Annotated in this window: 17 protein-coding genes; 15 read left to right on the forward strand and 2 right to left on the reverse strand. The window is 48.0% G+C overall.

Going from position 1 to position 25738, the window contains the following annotated elements:
* Nucleotides 1–131 precede the first annotated feature (131 nt).
* Genes ACYVE4_RS02630 through ACYVE4_RS02645 form a run of 4 tightly spaced genes read left to right on the forward strand, consistent with a single transcriptional unit; the run spans nucleotide 132 to nucleotide 3710 of the window.
* Nucleotides 132–866, forward strand: a complete 735-nt coding sequence (locus ACYVE4_RS02630; protein ID WP_460995353.1) for a hypothetical protein — start codon at nucleotides 132–134, stop codon at nucleotides 864–866.
* Entirely contained in the window at nucleotides 863–2131 is a 1269-nt protein-coding gene (locus tag ACYVE4_RS02635; protein WP_460995354.1) for a glycerophosphodiester phosphodiesterase, read from the forward strand. Before ACYVE4_RS02630 ends, ACYVE4_RS02635 begins: the two co-directional genes overlap by 4 nt.
* A gap of 1 nt (nucleotide 2132) precedes the next feature.
* Nucleotides 2133–2810, forward strand: a complete 678-nt coding sequence (locus ACYVE4_RS02640; RefSeq protein WP_460995355.1) for a hypothetical protein — start codon at nucleotides 2133–2135, stop codon at nucleotides 2808–2810.
* 12 nt (nucleotides 2811–2822) lie between these two features.
* Nucleotides 2823–3710: a metallophosphoesterase family protein gene (locus ACYVE4_RS02645; RefSeq protein WP_460995356.1), complete on the forward strand. Its 888-nt coding sequence runs from the start codon at nucleotides 2823–2825 to the stop codon at nucleotides 3708–3710.
* Nucleotides 3711–3872: 162 nt separating this feature from the next.
* Here the strand turns inward: ACYVE4_RS02645 and ACYVE4_RS02650 are convergent, their stop codons facing one another.
* Nucleotides 3873–4640 carry a hypothetical protein gene (locus ACYVE4_RS02650; protein ID WP_460995357.1) on the reverse strand — a complete coding sequence of 256 codons (768 nt, stop codon included), beginning with the start codon at nucleotides 4638–4640 and terminating at the stop codon, nucleotides 3873–3875.
* 57 nt (nucleotides 4641–4697) lie between these two features.
* A complete protein-coding gene (locus ACYVE4_RS02655) occupies nucleotides 4698–5639 on the reverse strand; it encodes a hypothetical protein (protein WP_460995358.1) in 942 nt (313 codons plus the stop codon).
* 103 nt (nucleotides 5640–5742) lie between these two features.
* Here ACYVE4_RS02655 and ACYVE4_RS02660 point away from each other — a divergent pair, with 103 nt between their 5' ends.
* The 11 genes from ACYVE4_RS02660 to ACYVE4_RS02710 all read left to right on the forward strand — a co-directional run bounded on the left by ACYVE4_RS02660 (nucleotide 5743) and on the right by ACYVE4_RS02710 (nucleotide 25723).
* A complete protein-coding gene (locus ACYVE4_RS02660) occupies nucleotides 5743–7371 on the forward strand; it encodes an amidohydrolase family protein (RefSeq protein WP_460995359.1) in 1629 nt (542 codons plus the stop codon).
* 162 nt (nucleotides 7372–7533) lie between these two features.
* Nucleotides 7534–8562, forward strand: a complete 1029-nt coding sequence (locus tag ACYVE4_RS02665) for a LacI family DNA-binding transcriptional regulator (protein WP_460995360.1) — start codon at nucleotides 7534–7536, stop codon at nucleotides 8560–8562.
* Nucleotides 8563–8640: 78 nt separating this feature from the next.
* On the forward strand, nucleotides 8641–9885 hold the full coding sequence (locus ACYVE4_RS02670) for a mandelate racemase/muconate lactonizing enzyme family protein (protein ID WP_460995361.1): 1245 nt from the start codon (nucleotides 8641–8643) through the stop codon (nucleotides 9883–9885).
* Nucleotides 9886–10118: 233 nt separating this feature from the next.
* On the forward strand, nucleotides 10119–13253 hold the full coding sequence (locus ACYVE4_RS02675) for a SusC/RagA family TonB-linked outer membrane protein (RefSeq protein ID WP_460995362.1): 3135 nt from the start codon (nucleotides 10119–10121) through the stop codon (nucleotides 13251–13253).
* Nucleotides 13254–13289: 36 nt separating this feature from the next.
* Entirely contained in the window at nucleotides 13290–14825 is a 1536-nt protein-coding gene (locus ACYVE4_RS02680) for a SusD/RagB family nutrient-binding outer membrane lipoprotein (protein WP_460995363.1), read from the forward strand.
* A 129-nt stretch (nucleotides 14826–14954) separates the two neighbouring features.
* Nucleotides 14955–16310, forward strand: a complete 1356-nt coding sequence (locus ACYVE4_RS02685) for an enolase C-terminal domain-like protein (RefSeq protein ID WP_460995364.1) — start codon at nucleotides 14955–14957, stop codon at nucleotides 16308–16310.
* Nucleotides 16311–16459: 149 nt separating this feature from the next.
* The gene (gene dgoD / locus ACYVE4_RS02690) at nucleotides 16460–17695 is read left to right on the forward strand and encodes a galactonate dehydratase (protein WP_460995365.1); all 1236 of its coding nucleotides are present in this window, start codon (nucleotides 16460–16462) and stop codon (nucleotides 17693–17695) included.
* Nucleotides 17696–17838: 143 nt separating this feature from the next.
* Nucleotides 17839–20829, forward strand: a complete 2991-nt coding sequence (locus tag ACYVE4_RS02695) for a SusC/RagA family TonB-linked outer membrane protein (protein ID WP_460995366.1) — start codon at nucleotides 17839–17841, stop codon at nucleotides 20827–20829.
* A gap of 13 nt (nucleotides 20830–20842) precedes the next feature.
* A complete protein-coding gene (locus ACYVE4_RS02700; protein ID WP_460995367.1) occupies nucleotides 20843–22318 on the forward strand; it encodes a RagB/SusD family nutrient uptake outer membrane protein in 1476 nt (491 codons plus the stop codon).
* 106 nt (nucleotides 22319–22424) lie between these two features.
* On the forward strand, nucleotides 22425–23411 hold the full coding sequence (locus tag ACYVE4_RS02705) for a hypothetical protein (RefSeq protein ID WP_460995368.1): 987 nt from the start codon (nucleotides 22425–22427) through the stop codon (nucleotides 23409–23411).
* 65 nt (nucleotides 23412–23476) lie between these two features.
* Entirely contained in the window at nucleotides 23477–25723 is a 2247-nt protein-coding gene (locus tag ACYVE4_RS02710) for an outer membrane protein assembly factor BamB family protein (RefSeq protein WP_460995369.1), read from the forward strand.
* Nucleotides 25724–25738 lie beyond the last annotated feature (15 nt).

Consider the following 25738-nt stretch of genomic DNA (forward strand, 5'->3'; position numbering starts at 1 on the left):
TTATTCCATTTTAACCAATACCCAGATTAAACTTTCGATTGGTCTGTAACAAATCTCACGCCTTACGGTTTAGTCCTTCTAATGCTTTTACCGTTTTTTAGGTGACCACCATTCTAAATACATGTACTGAAATGAGGCTGACCCAACGCGTCGGTTGGGTCGTCATGCTACTGTTACTTGGTATTGCACCATATGCCATCGGGCAATCTGTTGAGCCCTGGCCCCTGCAACCAGGCATTTATTTCCCACAGGCTCCTAGGCCAAATACATGGCGTAAATCTGTAGGTGTCGTCTTTACAACAACGCCACCTGAACTGACGGAAGAAATTCGGGTAAGTGTACCAGCTATCGATTTTAATATTCAGCGAGGATTAACGAAAAAGCTGTTTTTGTCTGGCCGTTTTCAGACACAGTTTGTACAAAGTAATCTGGGCATAGGTCTCCGCTGGGCAACGCCACTGACGAACCGACTTTTCTTCTCCGCTGGTTATGATGTAACCGGATGGCTTGGCGCCTTGCAAATCAAAGATGTATTCAATACGCAGGCTTATGGAGTCGAAACCTTTCCGAGTGTGTCGGTCGGGTATAAACTGACCCGAGATTTACGTATATCGGCAAGGTTTGAAACCATTATTGATCTGTATTATCGTTCTCAGGTAGGGTCGTTAGCCGTCATCTATAATAAGCGAGAGATTAATGGCGTTGCTTTTTCGTTTATGCTGGAGCAACCCCTATATCACCAGCGTCATGTGTCGATTGGCTTTCGGGCGGCTTATTCCAATTTCAACTGGCAACTCTGGTCGCTCTTCGATACGTTTGATCGAAACCTATTATATCCACAACTTATTTTTGGCTTTATCCTGTGAAACCGACTATATATACCATACTAGGTTTGCTGCTGATCGCCAGTATCAGTTGTCGAAAAGTCTACGAAGCGCCTGTTCCCTATACGTTTCTGAACCCAGCCGGATCAGGGAATTTTACGGCACCAATTCGGGCGGCTATGGAAGGGGTTTATACTGTATCGAACGGGGCCAGCGAATTTGGTGGACAGGTAGCCTTAAAGTGGACGTATACGTTAAATGGGGCTGACACTACCCACTATTTATCTGTTTTTACGGGTACAGATGCTGCTTATTTTAACCTGGAAGGTGATCCTAAAGCCGATAGTTTAGTCCTGAATGGGTATTGGCGTAAATTAGTTAACGATAAAACAGGAATAGTAAAATTAGTCGTTCGGGCAAAGCGGGATGGGAAATTACAGTCGTATAGTGGTCGGTTAGCATCGGGCGATACGCTGGTGATGGATGGCGTATACGGAAGTGGAAGAGAAGAACCCAAACAACCCATCACGCTTACCTATAATCGACGGCTTAACCCGCGACCATTCGCAATTATGGCGCATCGGAGTGGCGGGCGAACTTCCGACCTGTTACCCGCTTCCGAAAATTCGGTAGAGATCATTAAGCTAGCGTCACGATTAGGAGCGACCGGTATCGAAATAGACGTCCGATATACCAAAGATGGCGTTCCGATTCTTTATCATGACAATACATTGAATTTGCGACTGGTACAAAAGAGTGGGCTAACCGGACCCGTTGAAGATTATACCTATCAGCAGCTCAATACCTTAGTCCGGCTTGTTAATGGCGAGAAAATTCCCACGCTGGAAGAGGCCCTTGAAACAGTAGTCAATAATACATCATTGAGTTTTGTCTGGCTCGATACCAAATACATCGGCCCGATGGATAAAGTACAGGCCATTCAGCGAAAATACCGTCAAAAGGCAATCCAGGCCCGGCGCGATCTGCGAATTATTATCGGCATTCCCAGTACGGATGCGTTAGCGTCGTATCAGGCGTTGGAAGATAAAGAAAATACGCCCGTTCTGTGCGAACTGGATACGGCGATCACGCGCAGTATTGGCGCACGAATCTGGGCACCCCGCTGGACACTCGGTCCGCAAACGGATGAAGTGTTGGCTATGAAATCCGAAGGCTTAACGGTATTTGTCTGGACGCTTGATGAACCCGAGTTCATACGAGAATTTATCGGTCAGAACCAATTTGATGGCATTTTGTCCAACTATTCGCCGGTTGTAGCGTACTATCATTATATCGAACAACAATGACATGAGCTTCCGCCTACAAACAATTGGCTTCCTGATTTGTCTATTTAGTATGACGGTACAGGCCCAGTTCAGTCCGCAACCTACTCGCCGACAGCGTCGATTGCAGATTCCGGTGGATTCGAGCGACAATCAACGGGGGCCGTATACATTGGTGGTTTCGGCTGGTAGCGGAGTATCGTACTATTCAACGCACCTTGGCATACCGGCTACGCTGGAACAAACCCGTGTTAGTCGGTTTGGCGCACCGGCCACGTTGCGTGTTATGTGGTATCCTGATCATCGTCTTCGTATGGGCTTAGAAACAGGCTGGACAACGATGTATAGTTACCGTGGTCAGGTATCGGGCGAGCCTGTTCATGTATACGTATCAGCCGTTCCGGTTCTGGTAGTTTTTTCGATGCCTTTGGGTTGGTTAACAGGAACTGAACGGAGTTTGGCCCGTCGATTGGCTTTAACGGCTGGCACAGGTGTTTATCTAAACCACTCGCGGCTGGATTATGTCGGCACTGTTTCAACGAATACAAACAGTTTGGGATGGATGGCGGCTGGTTCGTACACCTATCCGATCGGGCGTCGGTTTCGGATTGCTGGTGAGCTAAAATGGTACGACGCAGTAGCCGCCGAAAATGCCGCTTTTACTGCTGAACTTCAGTTGGTATGGCGGGCATTTTCCTGGTAAATGAAATACGTTATGGAAAACGACACGAATAAGCGCGGAATACTTTTTCTAAGCGATACGCAAGCTCCTATGTGGGTTGAACGACTCGTTTTGCGGGCGCATCAGAATACGAAAGCTACACAGGTGATTTTTAGTGAAATTCTACGAATTCGTCCTGCCGTACTGTACTGGCTGGGCGACATTGTTTCGCTGGGTTATAAAACCAAAAAGTGGCAGATTATCGATCAGTTTCTGTTGAAATGTACCGAGGTGCAAACGGCTGTTTACGCCATTATGGGCAACCACGACGTAATGGGTCGCCCCCGAAAAGGCGCTCGTAATTTTCAGCAGCGATTTCCCGATCACATTCATACCGGCTACGTCAAAATAACCGACGCCATCGCGGTAGTGATGCTGAATTCCAATTTCGGAATACTTTCAATTGCCGACTTAGTCAAGCAGCAAACCTGGTATGAACAGACCCTCCAGGAATTAGATGCTGATCCAGAAGTGAAAGTAGTCATAGTTACTTGTCATCACGCGCCATACTCCAATAGCAAACTAGTCGGTTCATCGAAGTTGGTTCAGCAACGATTCGTTCCGCCTTATATCCGTTCGCAAAAGGCCCGGTTGTTCATTACTGGTCATTCTCACGCTTTTGAACGTTACGAATTCGATGGAAAAACGTTTCTGGTCATCGGTGGGGGGGGCGGCTTACGCCAGCCGCTAAATACATCACCCAGTCGCCTGCCCGATTTAGCCGCCGATTATAAACCGCTGTTTCACTATTTAAGTGTAAGACGTGAAGGCGACGGCTTATCGTTAACGTCCTATTGCTTAAAAAACGACTTCTCCGGCTTTTCGGAAGGCTACCATTTCGATATTCCGGCAACGGTTGATTCAGAGTCTTTATCCTCCTGAACAGGCTTACTCTTCAACTGCGACAATCGGGTAGAATATTGTACACCTTTCCAAGGTCTGTGTCCTCACAGACCCCTGTGCGTCAGCCAGCACTGCCATCCGGTCATGGGTCTGTGAGGACACAGACCTTGGAAATCAGAATCCCTGCCTTTCCTACTAAGACTATTCTTCAGCTACATTGCCGACGCCTAAGGTTGAAAAGAGCGTTTGCCAGTATTGCGTCACGGCAGGATTGTTCTCCTTAACGGATGCGTTTGGCTCGAAGGGCAGAATCATGTTAATATCTGGACTGCCAATCGTATATTTTTTGAGTTGTTCGGCGTCGGCTTTGGCCCATTCGTCGGCCTGCGAATTGTCTTTGGGGGGCGTTACCTGAAAATCGCGTCGGCTAGCGCCTTTCACGCTTTCAATCATATCGCTGAGGTAATACACCTTTACTGTTGCGCCCGATTCATTGGCCTTGGCAATAACTGGCAAGCTGGCCCAAATATCCGTTTCCTGATTCGATGAGCCCACATTCTGCGCAACCAATTGCTGTAAAACCCGTTGACGAATCTGCGCTTTTTCGCGCGATATTGACAGATTAAATTCTGTTTCGGCGGCTTCGCGATCCGTCGGGCTGGCGGCTGAAACATCCTCCATTTCGGTACGTACCGTCACATTTAAGGCGCGGGCTTTGGACGTGTTTTCGTGAATAAAATAAACTTCCAGTTTATCGCCCTTCTGCCGGATGTTCTGGTCAATAATATCCGTTAAAGCCTGCTGGTATTTCTGAGCAACAAACGCTTTGTCGACATTCACGCTACGAGTTTTGTCCAGAAAAATGAGCGTGAAAATGGGATCTTCTGTGCTGGTTTTAGCTTTATCACCATCACCAAAACAGGACACCAGAAAACAAGAGAATAAGCAAAACGTGATAATCCGATTCATAAGTCAGTGAACAAAAATTCGACCATCTCCAGTCAGACCAGATAGATCGAATCGTTTTTAGTGAATGAATTCCTTGCGCAACGTACTGTCGGCAGGAGTTTTGTGATTCCAGTAATCAGACTGGATCGTTTTCTTTAAAACTGCCCTGGAGGTCAGAAGGTTATCTTTTGTATCGTAGGTTTCTTCCCAGCCGACAATTTTATGTGGGAACTGACCTTCAAAAATAATGATCAATGTTCGGTCGTCGGTTGGGTATTCAAGCGTATATGATTTGAGAAACTTTCCCGGATATAAAACCCCTTCGTAATTGGCCAATGTTGCTTTCGCGGGCAGTAGTTCAACACGTTTATGACGCAGCCGGGCGGTTATCGTACCTGAAATAAGTTGCGTTTCGCCTTTGGGCAATTTGTCCGGATTTAGTCGAATTCGATTCCAGAGTTCATCTTCCAATAAAGCTTTACCAATGGTATACTCTTCGTCTATTTCTTTCTCCAAAAATGACTTGCCGATAACCTGATAGGCATTGTCGCGGTAATTAATCTGTTGATACGTATGCCCATCCCATTCCTGCCCCGACATGCTGACTTTCAGTGTATTCGGAAAAAGTGAGTTAGCCATCGGGGTAAAAACAGAGGCCGAAAGAGCGTATTCGTAAAGACCCGTCGCAAACCGTTTGGAGAGAGCCGTTCGTAAAACCGGAATCGAGCCATCTTCTTTATCGGCTTTTACTTGCTTATCGGCCCGAAAATCTTCTTTCTGGAAAATCAACATGGCTTCGCCGGTATGTAAAGCGCCATTTTTGGCTTGCTCGAGCCGATAGCTATTTAGTTCAGCTTTATTGGTAAACCAATAATTTGTAAAATCCGTCGGGAGCACTTCGACAGGCTTGGGTTTCGTATCCGGTGGTTTCTGAAATACCGTCGCTTTCATGGCAAAGGCCAGTATGACAGCAAGGCCCAGTACAATCAGCAGGAAATTATTAATAATGATCTGACGCATGGATGGGGGTATGGCCTTTACGGGGGCGTGCAGGCCGCAATAGATTGCAAAAATCCGGCAGATTCGCTTATCTTACAACTGTTTACCAAAAACGATTTGCCTCATGATACAACCTTACTCGCGACTTCTCCTAATTGTTTACTTTTTACTCTCTATTCTTCCCAGACTTCATGCACAGGTAGAAAAAGCACCGGCACGCCACGAGGGTGATGGTCCATTCGGCAAACTCATTATTCGCGGTGTTACGCTGGTGAATAGTACGGGCGCTCCGCCAATAGGTCCAGTCGACATTGTTGTCGAGAAAAACCGGATTGCACAGATCAAACAGGTTGGTTTTCCGGGCGTTCCAATTGATGCGAAAAGTCGGCCAAAGGCGAATCCGGGTGATAAGGAATTGAATTGCGAAGGCATGTACCTGATGCCGGGTTTTATCGACATGCACGGCCATATTGGCGGTCAGGCGCAGGGTGCTAATGCTGAATATGTATTTAAACTCTGGCTTGGTCACGGTATTACAACCATTCGTGATCCATCGTGCGGAAACGGACTTGATTGGGTACTGGAGCACCGCGCCAAAAGCGAAAAAAATGAAATTACGGCTCCGCGCATTAAGGCGTATACGGTCTTTGGGCAAGGTGCAAAAGAGCCAATCAGTACCCCCGACCAGGCGCGTGCCTGGGTACAACTGAACGCCAAACGCGGTGCGGATGGGATTAAGTTTTTCGGAGCCGAACCCGATATTTTTAAGGCAGCTTTGGAAGAAAACAAAAAACTCGGTTTACGCTCAGCCTGCCATCACGCACAACTAGAAGTAGCTCGAATGAATGCACTGGCAACTGCTAAGGCTAGCTTGACATCGCTTGAACACTGGTATGGCTTGCCCGAAGCGTTGTTCGCGGATAAAACGGTACAGAACTATCCGGCTAGCTATAACTACAGCAATGAGCAAAACCGCTTTGAAGAAGCTGGTAATCTGTGGCAACAAGCCGCCAAACCCGGAAGTGAGCGCTGGAACAAAGTGATGGATGAACTCATTTCACTGGATTTTACGCTCGATCCAACCTTCAATATTTACGAAGCCAACCGCGAATTGATGCTGGCCCGACGCGCTGAATGGCATGATGATTATACGATGCCGAGTCTCTGGCGTTTCTACGGTCCTAGCCGAATTTCGCATGGGTCGTACTGGCACAATTGGGGAACTGAGCAAGAAGTAGCCTGGAAGAAAAATTACCAGCTTTGGATGGAATTTATCAACGAATACAAAAATCGGGGTGGCCGCGTCACGACGGGTTCTGACTCGGGTTTTATTTATCAGCTCTACGGATTTGCCTACATCCGCGAACTCGAGCTTCTGCGCGAAGCGGGTTTTCATCCGCTCGAAGTTATCCGGGCAGCCACACTGAAAGGCGCCGAAGCTTTAGGCATGGCCGATCAGATTGGCTCCGTTGAAGTGGGCAAACTGGCTGATTTTGTGATTGTTGACCAGAATCCATTGGCTAACCTGAAAGTACTTTACGGTACGGGTGCTATTCATTTGAACGATAAAAATGAAGTTGAGCGGGTAGGCGGTGTTACGTATACGGTTAAAGACGGGGTCGTATATGACGCGAAGAAACTACTGGCCGATGTCCGGAAGATGGTCGCCGATGCCAAGCAAAAGGAAAATTTCGAGATTTCGCAGCCGGGCGTAGCGCCAAAACCGGGCAAGGTGTCGGGCGGGAAGAATTAATCAAAACAGTACTATAGAAAATCTCCGAGCGCCTAAAAAAAGGTATCTCGGAGATTTTCGTTTTTTACTATATCTGTAATTAGAATAATTTTTTCATAAAAAAACTATATTTTTCTTGCGATTAATCGATTAAGCACTACTTTTGATCCTACGTTCTGTTATATGAAGTCCAGGAAAGTTTCACTTAGTGATATTGCTAAAGAAGCCGGAGTTTCTACAGCTCTTGTTTCGTATGTCATGAGTGGAAAAGAGAAGGAGGGACGTGTAGGGCTGGAAATAGCTCAGAAGATAAAGGCCATTGCCAAGGAATTGAATTATCAGCCAAATCTGCTGGCGAAAAGTCTGCGGGATGGCCGAACGTATACGATTGGGTTGATCATTGCCGATATATCCAACCCATTTTTTGCCAACATTGCCCGTGAAGTAGAAGATGAATCGCGTCGAAACGGCTATACAGTAATCATTGGTAGTTCGGATGAAGATGCCGAAAAAGCCTGGGATCTGATGAATGTGCTCATTAATCGTCAGGTGGATGGATTTATCATCGTATCATCTGAAAACTCCGAGCGTTTGGTGACGCACCTGCAAAGCATTCGAATGCCGTTTGTCCTGCTGGATCGTCATTTCCCGGAGTTTGAAACCGATTTTGTCGTTACCAACAATGCCAGGGCTTCTTATGAAGCCGGTATTCATCTGATTGACAACGGTTATCGACGAATTGGATTTATAGCGTATCAGTCGGCCATGTTTCACGTTAAAGAGCGGATTCGTGGCTATCAGGAAGCATTACGTGACCGAGGAATTACGGCAGAAGAAAACTGGTTGAAAAGGATTCCTTTTGAGGCTATTGAAACCGAAGTCCGAACGGCCATCGACGAATTAGTATCAGCTGAATCACCAATTGACGCCATTATTTTCTCGACTTACGGACTGGCTGTAAACGGATTGAAGTACATAAACGAATTACGATTGCGCGTTCCGGATGATCTGGGGGTAGTCAGTTTTGGACAGGCTGAAGTATTTGATCTGTACTACTGCCCGATCTCGTTTATGCGCCAACCGATTGATATACTGGGTAAAAAAGCCGTTGAAATGCTGATGACTCGATTGAAGGATTTCGAGAGATCCCCTCAGCAATTCACAATCGATGCACAATTAATGGCTCGAGAATCGTCACGCAAAAAAGAGTAACTGATTATATAGATTTTTTTAACCAACTGCTTAAACGTTTAAGCAACGAAAATTAATCACTTTAATCTCCTTGCTTGTATGCAACGAAGACGTTTTCTACAATCACTGGCAGCGGGGTCCGCTGTTGCTTTAACTGGATTTCCGGCTCTTGATACACTAGCAGCTCCTCCGAAACTCAAGATTACCAAAATTCGGTACTATGCAGCGCCCGGTTATACCAAACCGCTTTTCAACCAGGCAAGAGGCATCGTTGAAATTGAAACCGACGGCGGAATTATCGGGATTGGCGAAGGCGGCTCAAAAGATATGGTCGAGCAATTAGCCCAGATGATGATTGGCGAAAACCCGTTCCGTATCGAGCATATCTGGCAGAACTTGTACCGAGGTATGTTCTATCCGCCGGGCCGTGAAAAACTACACGCACAAGGCGCTCTGGACATGGCTTTGTGGGACCTTAAAGGCAAAGCCTTAGGTGTTCCAGTTTATGAATTATTAGGTGGTGCCACCCGCGATTATGTTGAATGCTATGCGACGGGCTTCCGGGCTTCCAAAGCCAAAACTGAGGAAGAACGCGCCCGCGACTGTATTGAAGCGGGTTTACGAGCGTATCGGATTGGCCCGACTGGCGGCAACGGCGATCAGCCATTCGATTTTTACGATAACGCTAAGAAAACCATTGAGTTGTGCAAACGAATTGATGCCGCTGTTGGCGGTGGTGGTAAATGGGCAATCGACCTACATACCCGATTTGACACAACAGAAGGCATCAAAATCTGCAAAGCCCTCGAAAATCTGGAGCCGTATTTCGTCGAAGACATTGTCCGATCTGAAAATCCTGACGTGTATAAAACGGTGCGTCAGATGACGAACGTACCGATTGCCGTAGGTGAGCAGTTTGGTGATCGCTGGGATAGCAATACATTCATCGAACAGCATCTGATTGATTATACGCGCTTTACGCTACCAAATACGGGCGGTATTTCGGAATTCAAAAAGCTGGCGTCGATGTGCGAAACGCATTACGTCGGTATGATTCCGCACTTTACCGGACCACTAGCTACGGCTACACTGGTGCATGTTTTGGGTTCCAGCAGTCCTATGCGCTGCCTGATGGAATTGGGTGGTGGTGAACCCGAACGCCCGGCTTATTTCAATGAAGATTTTGTCAATTTCAAAAACGGCAAACTGTACCTTAATCCGGAACCGGGTCTAGGCGTGAAGTTCGACCCGAAGAAAGCAACGTTCCTCTTCGAAGTAAAAGAAAATACCAAATTCCCGCATCCGATTTTGAAAGCTCCGGATGGGTCTATCCATAACTGGTAGTGCTATTGATTCTAGCCCCTCTCCTGTTGTAGGAGAGGGGTTGGGGTGAGGTTAACCCCTAGAATTGCTCATTCTCCCTCACCCCAACCCCTCCCGCAACGGCGGACCGCCCAAAACGGGAGAGGGGAGACAGTAAGTCCCCTTCAAGAAATTTGGGGGTTTAAACGAAGTGCTTTTCCTGTGTCTGCTTTTTCAAATTGCCCTTTTAGTTAACTATAATTTATTCCTAAATCATGAAGAGACGTGTAAAATTTATCCTGTTATTACTGCTGCTTGGCCAGGGTTATGGCTTTGCGCAGAATAACAGAGTGACCGGTAAGATAACCGGTAACAATGACCAGGGACTTCCTGGCGTAAACGTAGTTGTAGGAGGTACGTCAGTCGGTACCACCACCGATGCAGAAGGTAATTATTCGATCAATGCTGCTGCCAATGCTTCGCTGGTTTTCTCCTATATCAGCTACATCAGCCAGACGGTTCCGGTGAATAATCGGTCGGTGATTAATGTAAAACTGGCCGAAGATGCGAAAGCGATTGACGAGGTTGTTGTTACGGCGCTTGGTATCAAGCGGGAAGCTAAAACGCTCGGTTATGCCACCGCTACGGTTAACGCTGACCAGATTTCGGTAAACCGCACCAATAACTTCGTGAGTGGTTTGCAGGGCAAAATGGCTGGGGTCAACATCACCACAATGGGCTCCGGCCCTGCGGGAACGGCAAAAATCCGGATTCGTGGTCAGTCGTCGTTTAGCGGACAAAACAACCCGCTGATCGTTGTCAACGGGGTTCCCATCGACAACTCCAATTACTCATTAGGTGGTGATTTTGGTTCACGGGCTATGAACAACTCTGACGGTGGCGATGGATTGAGCAGTATCAACCCCGACGATATTGAAACGATGACTGTCCTGAAAGGGGGAACGGCTGCGGCTCTCTACGGTTCCCGCGCGAAAGACGGCGTTGTGATGATTACCACGAAAAGCAAAGGTGTTGGTAAAGGAATTGGTGTTACCTATAATACTAATTTGACGACCGAAACGGCGCTGGATTTCACTGATTTTCAATACGAATATGGTCAGGGTGAGGGCGGCAAACGACCCACAACAGCTAACCCGACATCGGGTGTATGGAGCTTTGGCGAGAAATTTCAGCCGGGGATGACACAGACGTTGTTCGACAATGAAACCTGGCCTTATGAACCCGTTTTCAATCGGGTAAAACAGTTTTATCGCACAGGAACAAACTTTACGAACACGGTAACAGTAGCCAATAATGGCCAGAATGGCGGATTTAGCCTTTCGTTCAGCAATACGGACAATAAAGGTATTATGGAAAATAATACCTTCAACCGGAAGGTGATTAACCTGGGTTTTTCGCAGAATATCGGTAGTAAACTAACCGCTTCGGGAAACATCAACTACTCGAAGGAAAATAACGTCAATCCACCCCAATTGAACGCGCAGGATTTTTCGGTATCAACGGTAGTTTTCACGCTGGCGAACTCCATGCCATTTCAGGCTCTACGCGAAAACCAGACCCTGCCCAATGGCGATGAGTTCGTATTCTCCCGCTTCCTGGTACGGAACAATCCGTATTACTCGATGAATTATCACTTCGAGAATATTCTGCGCGACCGGATTTTTGGTAATCTCGCTCTTCGCTACCAATTAACCGACTGGTTATATATTCAGGGACGTATCGCGCAGGATTATTACATTCGGAATCAGGATTATAACATTCCAAATGGTTACGCTCCGATTGCCAAAGCGCCTACGGGTTATGTGAACGGTTCGTATACACAAGACGTTCGCCAGAATACAGAACGGAACCTCGACTTTATCATAGGGGCTAACAAAACCTTCGGCAAAATCGGTGTTGATGTAACGCTGGGGGGCAATGCTCGTTATGCCCGAAACGATTACAATAGTGTAACGGTACAGGATTTCGTACAGCCGGGTCTATATACCGTAGCCAACGGGCGCGTCAAAAACCCGATTTATGCACTGTCGGAGAAAAAAATCAACTCGCTTTTCGGTTCGGCTACGATCTCGTATAACGATTATCTGTTCCTGACCGCTACAGCCCGAAACGACTGGTTCTCAACACTGGCCGAATCGAACCGAAGCATTCTGTATCCATCTGTAACGGGTAGCTTCGTATTCTCGCAAGCCTTCGAAAACTTGCCGGAATGGATCTCATTCGGTAAAATACGGGCGGCTTACGCACAGGTTGGTTCCGACAACGTAAACCCGTATTCCAACGCCCTATATTATCAGGTCGACAACAACTCGTTCCCGAATCCAGCGGGTCAACTCGTGCCAGTAGGTGGTATTAACGCATCGACGGTGCCAAACAAAAACCTGCGTCCGCTACGTATTCAGGAAGCTGAAGTTGGGTTAGAACTGAAGTTGTTTAATAACAAGCTTGGCTTGGATTTCACCTATTACCGAAAAACGACCAACGACCAGATTCTGGCGGCCCAGGTTTCGGATGCCTCTTCGTATACAAGCAAGCTGATTAATGTAGGGCGCAGTATGAATCAGGGTCTCGAAGTAGCCCTCAATTTCTCGCCGGTTGTCACGAAGGACTTCCGTTGGGATTTGAATGCCAACGTATCTTATAATACATCGAAAGTACTGCAACTGGGTTTATCGCCTAATGATACGGTCATTACGGTGAGCGGAGGTAGCGGTCGGGTGCTGAATCAGGTGGTCGGTAAACCGATCGGCCAATTATACACCTTCATGTATCTGCGCGATGCACAGGGCCGGCAAGTATTCGACGCCAACAGTGGTAACCCACTACGGAACAACACACTGGTAAACGTAGGTAATGCGCTGCCTTCCTATTTCGGTGGAATTACCAATACGTTCACCTACAAAGGCGTAACGCTGTCGGCACTGATCGATTTCAAACTGGGTCACAAACTGATTTCCGGACGTAACATCAACTACCTGCGTCACGGTCTGTCGAAACGTACACTGCCAGGTCGGGATGTAGGCTATGTAATTGGCAATGGCGTGAATCCAAACGGTGAAGTCAACCAAACCAGAGCCGCTGTACAGCCTTATTACGAATCGCTCAACCCGCTGGGTATTCACGAGGATTTTGTGAATAATGCTGGCTTCTGGAAACTGCGCCAAATCACACTAGGCTACGACTTTACCAAGTTGCTTCCCGAGCGATTATTCATTAAAGGGCTGAAACTGAGTGCTGTCGCTAACAACGTGTTGGTTATCAAGAAGTGGACCGAAAATATGGACCCCGAAGAAGCTATGGTTTCGTCGGACAACTCCGTAGGGCTTGATTTCTGGCCAGGGCTACCCCCAACCCGTACGATGGGCTTCAACCTCAATGTTCGATTCTAACTAAGTTTTCGGTGAAACCGCAAACACTTGAAAATCATGAAAAAATACCTCAAATATATTCTTACGTTGACGCTCTCGCTAAGTCTGCTTACAGGCTGTGATCAGGGCTTTACCGAGGTCAATACCAACAAAGTCGACCCCACATCGTTGGCCCCGTCAATGGTGCTGAATAAGGCCATTATCAATACCAATTACCTCGATGGATTTGGTACGCTGGGCATGTTGTGCTACAACTTTGGCATTGTGCAACAGATCATTACGCCTTACGGTAGTTCGCTATCGGGCGGGAACTACGATCAGGTCAACAACAGCAATACGCCGTTGGTCTGGCAGAATATGTACCGCAACGTCGTGAAGCAGATTGTATCTGTGATTGACCAAACTAAAGCTGACCCGTTGCAGATTAATACGTATCAGGCCGCCCGAATCTGGCGTGCTTATGTGTTCATGATTCTGACGGATACGTACGGCGATATTCCTTATTCAGAAGCTGGACAGGGCTATACAACTGAGATCATCACGCCCAAGTACGATGCGCAACAGGATATTTACAAAGATATTCTGAAGGAACTGGACGAAGCATCAGCCGCTCTGACCACCGCTCAGCCCGCCGTTGTGACGGATATTTTATACGGTGGCGATGTCGCGAAATGGAAAAAGCTTGGCTACTCGTTTATGTTACGCGCTGCCATGCGCCTGACCAAAGTAGACGCAGCTACGGCCGAATCGTATGTGAAAAAAGCCGTAACGGGTGGCGTATTTCAATCCAACGCCGACAATTCGATTCTTCGCCATACGTCTTTGTATAACAACTACATTGCGAATCACTTACAAGCTCGCGAAAAAACGAACTTCTATCTGGCTGCCCCTTTCGTTGATTATTTAAAATCAAACAACGATCCACGGTTGCCCATTTTTGCGGTTCGATACGTAGGGGCTAAAGGTGGTCAGGAGCAGGTTGCGGCACGGGCATCGTCGGAGCCAGCGGTTCAGATTGGTATGCCAATGGGCTATAACGACGTTTCGATTTCGTCCACGTTTGCGGCCAATAACGTAGTGAGTTTGTGGGATTACACACAGGTAAACCTCAATACGGTGCTGAAGCTGGATGCGCCTGAATTCCACATTACATATGCCCAAACCTTATTGCTACTGGCCGAAGCAGCTACCAGAGGTTGGGTAACAGGTACGGCCGCTGACTATTATGCAAGAGGTATTCGGGCAAATCTGGAGCAAATGGCGTCCTACGGCACAACCATTCCTGAAGCCTCAATTAAAGCATATCTGGATGCGCATCCGTTCAGTGCGGCCAATGGACTGGATCTGATCAATACACAGTACTGGGTAGCTAGTTTCCTGGATGGCAACGAAGCCTGGGCCAATTTCCGACGTAGCGGTTTCCCCGCCCTGAAGAAAAATCCGTATCCAGGTTCCGAAGTGAAAGGCGATTTCATCCGTCGAATGCCTTATCCCGATAGCGAGATTATTGTCAATTCCGGGAAAATGAACGAAGCCATTACCCGGATGGGACCTAATACCCTCGACACTCGTGTGTGGTGGGATAAAAAGTAGAATCAATTCTCCATTTTTCTTTGTCATTCCGACGAAGGAGGAATGTTACGGCTTCTTAACTCATAAGTAAGGATACAGTAAGATTCCTCCTTCGTCGGAATGACAAAAAACTCCAATCTCTTTAACCGTATGAATAAACCTGATCAGAGCCGTCGTGAAACATTGAAAATGCTGGGTTTTGGCTCGTCGGCCGGACTTCTTGGTCTCTTTGGCGGACCATCTACTGCCGAAGCACGTGAAATGCAGGGTAAACCTCAATATGCCGTTGGGGCACCCGCTGTAAAAATTAAGAGCGTCAAAGCCATTGCTACTGCCCCACAAGGGTCTAACCTGATCGTGGTGAAAGTAGAGACTACTGAGCCCGGTCTATACGGACTAGGTTGTGCAACGTTTACTCAACGGGCTGCGACTGTTGTCGTGGCCATTAACACGTATCTGAATGAGTTTTGCGTCGGCAAAGACGTCGATAATATCGAAGATATGTGGCAATCGGCCTACGTTAGTTCGTATTGGCGTAATGGCCCGGTGCTGAACAATGCCCTTTCTGGTCTTGATCAGGCACTGTGGGATATCAAAGGCAAGCGTGCAAAAATGCCTGTTTATCAATTGCTGGGCGGCAAAGTCCGCTTTGCGATTCCATGTTATACTCACGCTGGCGGAAACACGCCCGAAGCCGCTGCCGAGAGCGTGAAAAAATTCATGGAACAAGGCTATAAATACATTCGTATCCAGCAGGGAGGTTACGGAGCTGTCGGGGCTACTACCGATAAACCCGACTTCAAAACGGCTAATTTTGGTTACGAAGGCGACGCATATATGAACGTGCAGGGCTATCTGAAATCCGTGCCCAAGATGTTTGATGTTGTTCGTAAACAGTGCGGTGAAGAGATCGAATTGCTTCACGACATTCACGAACGAGTGCAGCCGATTGAGGCTATCAACATGATCAAGAAGTTGGAAGATTATCGTCCATTCTTTATTGAAGATCCGTTCTCACCCGAAAATATGAAATGGTTCGCACAGCTACGACAGGCTACCTCCGTACCGATTGCGATGGGCGAGCTGTTCAACAATATCAATGAATTTAAAGAACCGATGGTGAACCAGTGGTTCGATTACATCCGAATTCACGTGTCGCAAATCGGTGGTATCACCCCTGCAATGAAAGTAGCTCGCTTAGGTGAATGGTTTAATGTCCGTACAGCCTGGCATGGCCCCGGTGATGTTTCGCCGGTAGGACACGCAGCACACGCCCACATCGATCTGGCTGTCTGGAATTTCGGTATTCAGGAAGCCGTGCAGTTTTCTGACAAAATGAAAGAAGTGTTCAGCGGCTGTCCAACGATGGACAAAGGCTATATGTCGGTAAATGAAGTGCCAGGACTTGGTGTCGATATCAACGAAAAAGAAGCCGCCAAATATCCGATTACCACAAAATCGAACTGGCAGGTACGTAAAATGGACGGAACCATTATTCGTCCTTGATTGAGAGTCTAGTCTCACTTTGGTGTCGGGTTCAAAACCCGACACCACAAGAACTTTCATAGGTTGGAATGCCCACCGTAAACTTGTCCTTAACCCTTTTTTTTAATCGCTGCTTAAACGATTAAGTTAATCCTTAACTAGTAAAACGTATGAAAAAAACAGGCGTATCCCGACGTAGCGCCATACAGTCTGTACTGGGTGTGGCTGGTCTGAGCACCATGATTCTACCCGAAACCTCGTATGCCAGTAATCCGGCACCCTTCCGCGATTACAGCAAAGTGAAGATTACGAAACTGGAAACCTTTCTGGTAAAGCCCCGCTGGATTTTCCTGAAAATTCACACCGACGTAGGCGTTCACGGCCTGGGTGAACCCTTACTGGAAGGTCGCGCATTGACGATTCAGACGGCCATCAAAGAACTCGAACCGTATCTGATTGGCAAAGATCCGCGTCAGGTTGTGCATCACTGGCAAGCTATTTATCGCCATGCTTTCTACCGGGGAGGGCCGATTCTGACGAGTGCGCTAAGCGGTATTGACCATGCCTTGTGGGACATTAAAGGCAAGCTCCTGAACGTACCGGTTTACGAACTATTCGGCGGTCCCACCCGCGACCGGGTACGCGTGTATGGTCGGGCGAGTACTGCCGAGGATATGAAGAAACGGAAGGCTGAGGGCTATACAGTTATCAAAACAGGCGTAGCCAAGAAGAATCCAGCTAACATCGTTGAGAATCCGAAATTCATCAAATACGCCATCGACAATTTCGCATCTCTTCGCGAAGCCGGTGGCGATGACATGGACATTGCCATCGACTTTCACGGGGCTATTCCTCCACAAACGTCCAAGCTGTTAATAAAAGAGCTAGAACCTTACAAACCGATGTTTGTGGAAGAACCTGTTCAGGCACAAAACGTAGATATTCTGGCCGACATTGCGCGTGGTACGCACTTGCCTATTGCGGCTGGCGAACGGATTTTTACGAAATGGGGATTCCGCGAATTGCTGGAAAAACGAGCGGTCAGTATCGTTCAACCTGATCTCTGCCATGCCGGAGGCATCACCGAAGGACGAATCATTGCCGGTATGGCCGAAGCGTATTACGTCCCAGTAGCTCCCCACAATCCAATGGGGCCAATCTCATTGGCAGCAGGACTACATCTGGCGGCTAGCGTACCTAATTTCCTGGTTCAGGAGCAGGTTACGTTGGGCGATGGCTACATCAAGAACCCATTCAAACTGCAACAGGACGGTACCGTGATGATTCCAAAGGGACCGGGTCTGGGCATCGAACTGGACGAAGCCCTGATGAAAGACAAAATTGGTCACGACTGGAAAAACCCCGAATCATACAACGCCCTCGACGGCTCCGTAGTCGACTGGTGACCGGGATTTAACTGATTTATGGATTAAAGCTGATTTTGTTTTCGCTTCTCTGAAGCGCTCAATCAATTAACAAAATCAGCTTAATCAGTTCAATCCCATAAATCCCGGTTCCTTTTTTCCCTTTATCTATAAACCTAATACAAATGAAAAACTATGTAAAACTATTCCTGCTGGCATGGCTGCTCGGTTCGAGCGTTGCCTTTGCGCAAAGCAGTAGGATTACAGGCAAAGTAACCGGCCCTGATAATCAGGGACTGCCCGGTGTCAATGTTCAGGTGAATGGCACAACGACCGGAACGTCGACCGATGCATCGGGGAATTATGCGTTAAATGCAGCCAGTAATGCAACACTGGTTTATTCCAACATTGGCTATACGAGCCAGACGATTGAGGTGGGTGGCCGCTCGGTAATTAATGTTCAACTGGCGGAGGATTTAAAAACATTGAGTGAGGTAGTTGTGGTAGGTTACGGTACGCAACGGAAAACCGATGTGACTGGAGCCTTGACGGCCATTTCTACCAAAGAATTCGCGCAACAGCCCGTTACTCGATTGGACCAGGTGTTACAGGGGCGCGCGGCTGGTGTGCAGGTGACACAGACAAACGGTGCTCCCGGTGGTGATGCGCGCATCCGGATTCGGGGAGCCAACTCTGTTTTGGGAAATAACGATCCGCTTTACATTGTCGATGGATTCGTGGGAGCCAACTTTAATTTCGTTAACCCAAGTGATATTGAGACAATTCAGATATTGAAAGATGCCGCTTCTACCTCTATTTACGGAAGCCGGGGCGCGAATGGGGTTGTCATTATTACGACCAAGAAAGGTTCCAAAGGGCTTAAAGTAAACTACGAAGGCCAGTTCAGTACGTCGGAAAATATCAAACGGTACGACGTACTACCCGCCGGTGAATTTGCCGAAATCGTAAATGCACGAGCTACGGCTGTCGGTTCAGGACTGCCCTTTACTGCCGATCAGATTACACAGTTCAAGCAAAATGGCGGAACCGACTGGCAAAGCCTGGTATTCAGAAAAGGAAGCGGTCAACAGCACCAAATTACGGTATCGGGTGGCAATGACAAAACTACGTTTATGGTTTCAGGAAACTACCTGAATCAGAACGGGATTGTGAATAACAGCGGTTTCAAACGGTACATCTTACGTACTAATTTGAATACCCAGATTAACGACAAACTCTCGTTTCGATTGAATCTGTGGGGTACCCGAACGCAAAACCATAACACGCTCGATGGTGGCGCTATCGTTCAGGCGCTGGCCTGGGCACCCACAACACCTGCCTATGGTTCAGATGGTCAACCTACGTTTACCGACCCAATCGGCTCGGTGTATCGGAACCCGTTGGATTACCTGTATGATCAGTCGGTCGATCAGAACCGGAGTGGCCTAAACCTTATTGGCGGTTTAAACTATAAGCTTCCGATCAAGGGACTATCGATTGATTTACAGTACGCGGTCAATTACCTGAATGCGCAAAACCTGAACCTGAACGGCAAACGGTTATCGAACAACAACCCAACTGCCAGCCGGTACTCGGCCGAACAGTTTACGTTGCAAAACACGAACACGCTGAGCTATGATCTTAAAGCTGGCGATCACTCAATCAACGCCGTTGCTGTACTGGAAACGCAACAGTTTACCGATCAGAACTTTACGGCCAGCGCTTCGGGTCTTCGATTCCCGCAGTTGGGCTACGACAACATTGGTGGTAATACGGCCGCTACGGTAGCATCAGGCTTTCAGAAATGGACGCTGTTGTCGCTACTCGGACGGGTGAACTATAGTTTCAAAGACAAATACCTCGTTACGGCAGCTGTTCGGCGAGATGGTTCGTCGAAGTTTGGCCCGGCTAACCGGTATAGTGTATTCCCATCTGTAGCGCTCGGATGGCGGTTGTCGGAAGAAGAGTTTATCAAGAATATGAACGTGTTCAGTAATCTGAAACTACGGGGAAGCTGGGGTATGACGGGTAGTCAGGCCATTAACCCATACGCTACGTTATCGACGTACGGAAGTATCGTTTCGGCCTTCAATAATACGGCAGCAACGGCGGGTGTAATCCTGGGCAATCCCGGTAATCCCGATCTGAAATGGGAAACCACAAAACAGGTCGACGTAGGGTTGGAGATGGAATTCCTGAATGGCCGGATACGTATCGAAGCCGATTATTTCAAGAAAAACACGACCGATCTGCTTCTCAACGTAGCCATTCCGAGTTATGCGGGTGGTGGTACACAGGCACGTAACGTCGGTGAAATTGAAAACAAAGGGTTTGAGTTTTCGATTGGTGCAACGCCGTTCGACAAAGGTGGATTCCGTTGGGAAACAAACATCAACTATTCGACGCTCCAAAACCAGGTTATCAGTCTGGGTGGTTTGCCACGGCTTGGTCAGGGAACGGGCGTAGGGGCTGGTATGTCGACTACCAACGAGTTTATGCTGATTCCGGGTGAGCCATTGGGTTCGTACTGGGGGCTAAAATACCTCGGTACCTGGAAACCAAGCGAAGCCGATGCCGCAGCCAAACAGGGGCGTGTGCCGGGCGATCCGCACTATCAGGATCTTAATGGCGACAACGCCATCACGACCGATGACTTCCAGATTATTGGTCGGGCTTTCCCGAAAGGAACAGCAGGATGGAACAACACCTTTACGTATAAAGGCTTGACGCTGAACGTATTCTTCAACGGTGTATTTGGTGTCGATAAGCTGAACTACACGCGGGCGGCTGCTCTGTCGGGTTCGGGTGATGCGCGGCAGTTTATTCTGTCGGAAATCCGGGATTACTACCGTCCGGGCAACGAAACATCGGACGTACCGGCCTTTACAAGAACGTATCAGCCGTTCACACAATCGAGTCGCTTCCTGGAAAACGGCAGCTTTGTACGGTTGAAAAACGTAAGCCTTTCGTATAACGTACCAAACGGTTTCATCAATAACAAAGCAACCATTCGGGTATTTGCCAGCGCTACGAACCTGTTTACGATCACGAAATACAAAGGTCCAGATCCAGAATCAGCCCGTGTTGGTTCATCTACCGATACGGCCATTGGTATCGATTACGGTTCCTATCCAAACGCCAAACAATACACACTGGGTATCAATCTGGGCTTCTAAAAACTTACCGAGCATGAAAAAATTAGTCATAGTAGCCCTGGCGGCAACGCTTACCGCAGGCTGCAAAAGTTACCTCGATGAAAACACAACCGGACTGCTGTACGGCGGAAACGTACTCTCCACGCAGGACGGTCTTGAATCTGCTCTAACCGGCGCCTATCGCGGATTGGGGAACCAATGGACATACGGATTCCTACATCCATCGGCCAATGCTGCAACAATTGGTAGCGACGACGTAACGACTCACCCAGCCAGTAACAAAGCTGACTGGCGTGAATTCGATCAGTTCAACGTCTCGACTACGAACCAGCGGTCAGGGGCCGTTTATACGGGTTGTTATAAAGCGATTCAGGGAGCTAACAACGTCATTAATAATTACCAGAAAACCGTTGGTACCAAAGCAACGATTGACATCATTGCCGGAGAAGCGTATTTCATTCGCGGATTTTCCTACTATTGGCTGACTCGCTTTTACGGTAACATTCCGCTGGTTACGGCAGGTGAATATTCGGCTGATCTGCTGACGATCAAGAAATCGACACCAGCCGAAGTGTATGCGCTGATTGTCGATGATTTGAAGAAAGCTGAAACCATGCTTCCCAATACCCGGCGTGATCCAGGTCGGCCAAATGCAGGTTCGGCAAAGGCGTTTCTAGCGGATGTATATCTGACAATGGCGGGCTGGCCGCTGAAGCTAACGGCCAACTACGATCTGGCTGCGGCTAAAGCAAAAGAAGTAATTGACAATCGCGCTGCGTATGGTTTTTCGTTGATGCCAACCTTTGCGGCCGTATTTGAAAATGATCCGGCAGTCGCAATGATTCCAGAGTCTGTTTTCCAGATCAACGGGTTTACGGGAGGTAGTGGTACAGCTAATGCAACGTATGGCAACACCACGATGCCGGGTGAAGAAGGTGGTTGGGACGATATGTTTGCCGAGCTTAATTTCTTCAAAGCCTTCCCGGCTGGTCCTCGAAAAGACGCCACGTTCCGTACTGCGTTCGGTCTGGGCGCGACTACAATCCCTTGGGAGCAAAGCCTGACGAAGCACCCATATTACAAAAAATGGTATATCAAGGGCAACATCGTTACGTCCAGTATCTCGTTGCCGTCTGTTATGATGCGCTACCCACACGTTCTGACCATTTATGCCGAAGCCAAAGCACGCGGTACAGGTGGTCCCGATCAAGCGGCTTATGATGCACTGAATGCAATTCGTCTACGGGGTTGGGCAACCGGAACCAAAGCGTTATCACCTGCTGACGGTTTGACCGCAACGCAGTTTGCCGACGAAGTGGTACAGGAGCGGGCTTGGGAATTTGCCTGCGAGCGTACTCGCTGGTTCGATCTGATCCGTCTGGAGCGGGTAGAAGCGGCTAATGCCGCCAAAAGTCCAGATGATTTGCAGCCGATCAAGCCGATTACGAAGGCAAATTATTGGTTTACATTGCCGTATACGGATACGTCGATTAATCCGAATTTGAATTAAAGGGTGTTGATGTGAAAGTAGATTCTACGGGTTTTGTTGTCTATAGGATGTTGTGTATAAGTGTCCTATAGACAACAAAATTCAGAGAACTTTAACCAGCCTAATCATGACCACGCTGAAAAGAACACTGATTGCCCTGCCAGTACTGCTGGGGTTTGGAAGTGCTACGCTTCCGTTAGCCGATTTCCCACAAGCTGACCTGTCGAATGGCATGCTGCAAACCAGTCTGTATTTGCCCGACGCAAATCAAGGCTACTATCGCGGTACTCGTTTCGACTGGGCTGGATCGTTTAAAAATTTGGATTATAAAGGCCATAGTTTTATCGAACCCTGGTTTGAAAACTACGATCCGAAATTTCACGACGCCATCAGCGGCCCCGCTGAGGAATTTACACCATTGGGTTATACCGATGCCAAAGTAGGGGATACGTTCGTGAAAATCGGCGTGGGTGTACTTCAAAAAGCTGAGGACAAACCATATGCTTTTGGAAAGTATTATGAGATTGCAAATCCCGGAAAATGGACCGTAAAATCGCACAAAGATCACGTTGATTTTACGCACGAACTGACAGACGCGGCAACGGGCTATAGCTATGTCTATCAGAAAACAGTAAAACTTACCAAAGGTAAGCCCGAATTGGTGCTACAACACAGCCTGAAAAACACGGGTAAATTGCCAATTGAAACCAGTACCTATAATCACAACTTCTTCATCATCGATAAGCAACCCACCGGCCCGACGGTCAATGTACAGTTTCCGTTCGAGGTAAAAGGCGAGGGAAAAGGATTTGGTAGTGCGATTATTGCACAAGGGAATAAACTAGCGTATACACGCGATTTAGATAAAAAAGAACAGGTCTACAGTGCGGGTTTACAAGGCTTCGGCTCAACGGCGACGGATTACGACATTCGAATTGAAAATCAGAAAACAGGCGCTGGCGTCCATATTACGGGCGACAAACCTCTGCAAAAATTAGTCTATTGGGCTTGCTCGACAACCTCTTGCCCCGAACCATATATCCAATTACAAGTAGCACCCGGTCAGGAAGTGAGTTGGAAAATAGCGTATGAATTTTATACCAAAGCCCAGTAAATAAGCTGGCAATTCGTGACTACTCACATGATAACTTTTCCTAAACTATAACGCTTTTCCAACACATGCATTCCTTTTTAAAAGCTAGCTTTGGTCTGTTGATGCTGGGAATTTACTGTCCTCTGAATTGGCAAACACAACCCATTACGACGTACGAATCGGATAATGACTGGCCAACCTACGGGGGGAATAATGCTGGAAATCGCTACTCGTCCTTATCGCAGATTAACACACAAAATGTCAAAAATCTGCAACTGGCCTGGAGCTATGAGACTGGCGATAATACCAATCCAGCCCAGCGTGGAATGGATATTCAGTGCCAGCCGATTGTCATTAAAGGTGTACTCTACGGTACGTCCCCCCGCATGAAATTATTTGCTGTTGAGGCTGCAACAGGCAAGCAGCTTTGGCAATTTGATCCTTTTTTAGATCCTAATAAACGCCCCCGGTTTCATCCACTACGAGGTGTTGTGTATTGGGAAGATGGCCAGGACAAACGTATTCTTTACGCTGTAGGCTCCACCTTATACGCGATTAATGCCCTAACAGGTAAGCCCGTAGCCGATTTTGGAACGAATGGTGAAGTTGATCTACACAACGGACTGGGTGATGCCGAAACGATGGGACACGACATGGCGAATCTGTCAATCCGCATGACAACGCCAGGGGTTATTTACAAAGATTTGCTTATTACCGGCGCCAGCGTATCCGAAGGGGGCGATGCCCCTCCGGGCTATATACGCGCGTTCAACGTGCGAACAGGGCAGTTAGCGTGGGTGTTCCGAACCATTCCACTCCCCGGCGAATATGGCTACGATACCTGGCCGAAAGATGCCTACAAAAAAATCGGCGGAGCGAACTGCTGGGCCGGCATGGTGATCGACGAAAAACGGGGCATCGTCTATGCTGGTACGGGTTCACCTTCGGTCGATTTTTACGGTGGTGCCCGCGCTGGTCAGAACCTCTTTGCCAACTGCGTGATCGCCATCAATGCACAAACGGGTAAGCGCGTCTGGCATTTCCAGACTGTCCACCACGATATGTGGGATCGTGATTTACCCTGTCCGCCCAACCTGATTCGAGTAAAACATAATGGTAAGATGGTTGACGCGGTTGCGCAGGCTACCAAAGATGGATACGTGTTTGTCTTTGACCGCGATACGGGTAAGCCACTTTTTCCGGTTAAGGAAGTGCCAGTACCAACGAGTCCCGCTCTGCCCGGCGAAAAGCCCTGGCCAACACAACCCGTTCCGACCAAACCCGCACCATTCGCTATGCAGGAATTGACGGAAGCAAATATTACGACTCGGACTCCTGAAGCGCATGCCTACGTTTTGGAACGCTATAAAAACAGCCGACACGGTAGCAAATACATGCCGCCTAGCGAGGAAGGTACCTTGTTTTTCGGGATGGGTGGCGGTGCTGAATGGGGCGGAACGGCAGCCGATCCAAGTGGGATTTTTTACGTGAATTCAAATAATATGCTCTGGTGGCTGAAAATGCGCGATGTTCGTCAGAATCAGGGTGCTGCCATGACACGCGGTACAGCTTTGTTCAATACGAATTGTTCAGTTTGCCACGGCATGAGTGATAAAAATAAGTCTAAAGTAACCGCTAATGCAGCTAATCAGGCATACCCCGATTTGACGGATGTTGGCAATCGTTTATCCGGCGAGCAGATTCTGAGTTTGTTGGCAACAGGTCGCGGACGGATGCCGTCATTTGGGCATCTTTCCAAAGAAGACCGGGAAGCGATCGTTAATTTTCTATTAAAAAAAGAGACTACAGCAGCACCATCGAATGCCCCTGCTGTAGTCGATGTGCATAGTTCGGGCAGTTCGGTCGCTGCTAAAGATGCTAATTTCCCTTATTCGCCCCCATTTCTGAACAACGGCAACACGCAATTCCGCGATCAGGATAATTATCCGGCCCTCAAAACGCCCTGGGGAACCCTGAACGCGATTGATCTGAATACCGGTAATTTCGTTTGGCAAGTGCCGCTTGGTGAATATCCGGAATTGGCCCAAAAAGGCTTGTCGGCAACCGGTACCGAAAATCACGGTGGTCCTGTCGTAACGGCGGGCGGGCTTATTTTCATTGCCGCTACATATGATGAAAAACTGCGCGCTTTCGACCGGAAAACCGGCAAAATTGTCTGGGAATATAAACTCCCTGCTGGTGGATTTGCGACCCCGATAACGTATATGGTCGGCGGTCGGCAGTACGTAGCCATTGCGTGTGGCGGTACTCGATATGGCTTAAAATCAGGCGGTTCGTACGTGGCATTTGCCTTACCTTCAACCAACAACTAATATGAATGGTAAAGC

Source organism: Spirosoma harenae, assembly GCF_054776975.1.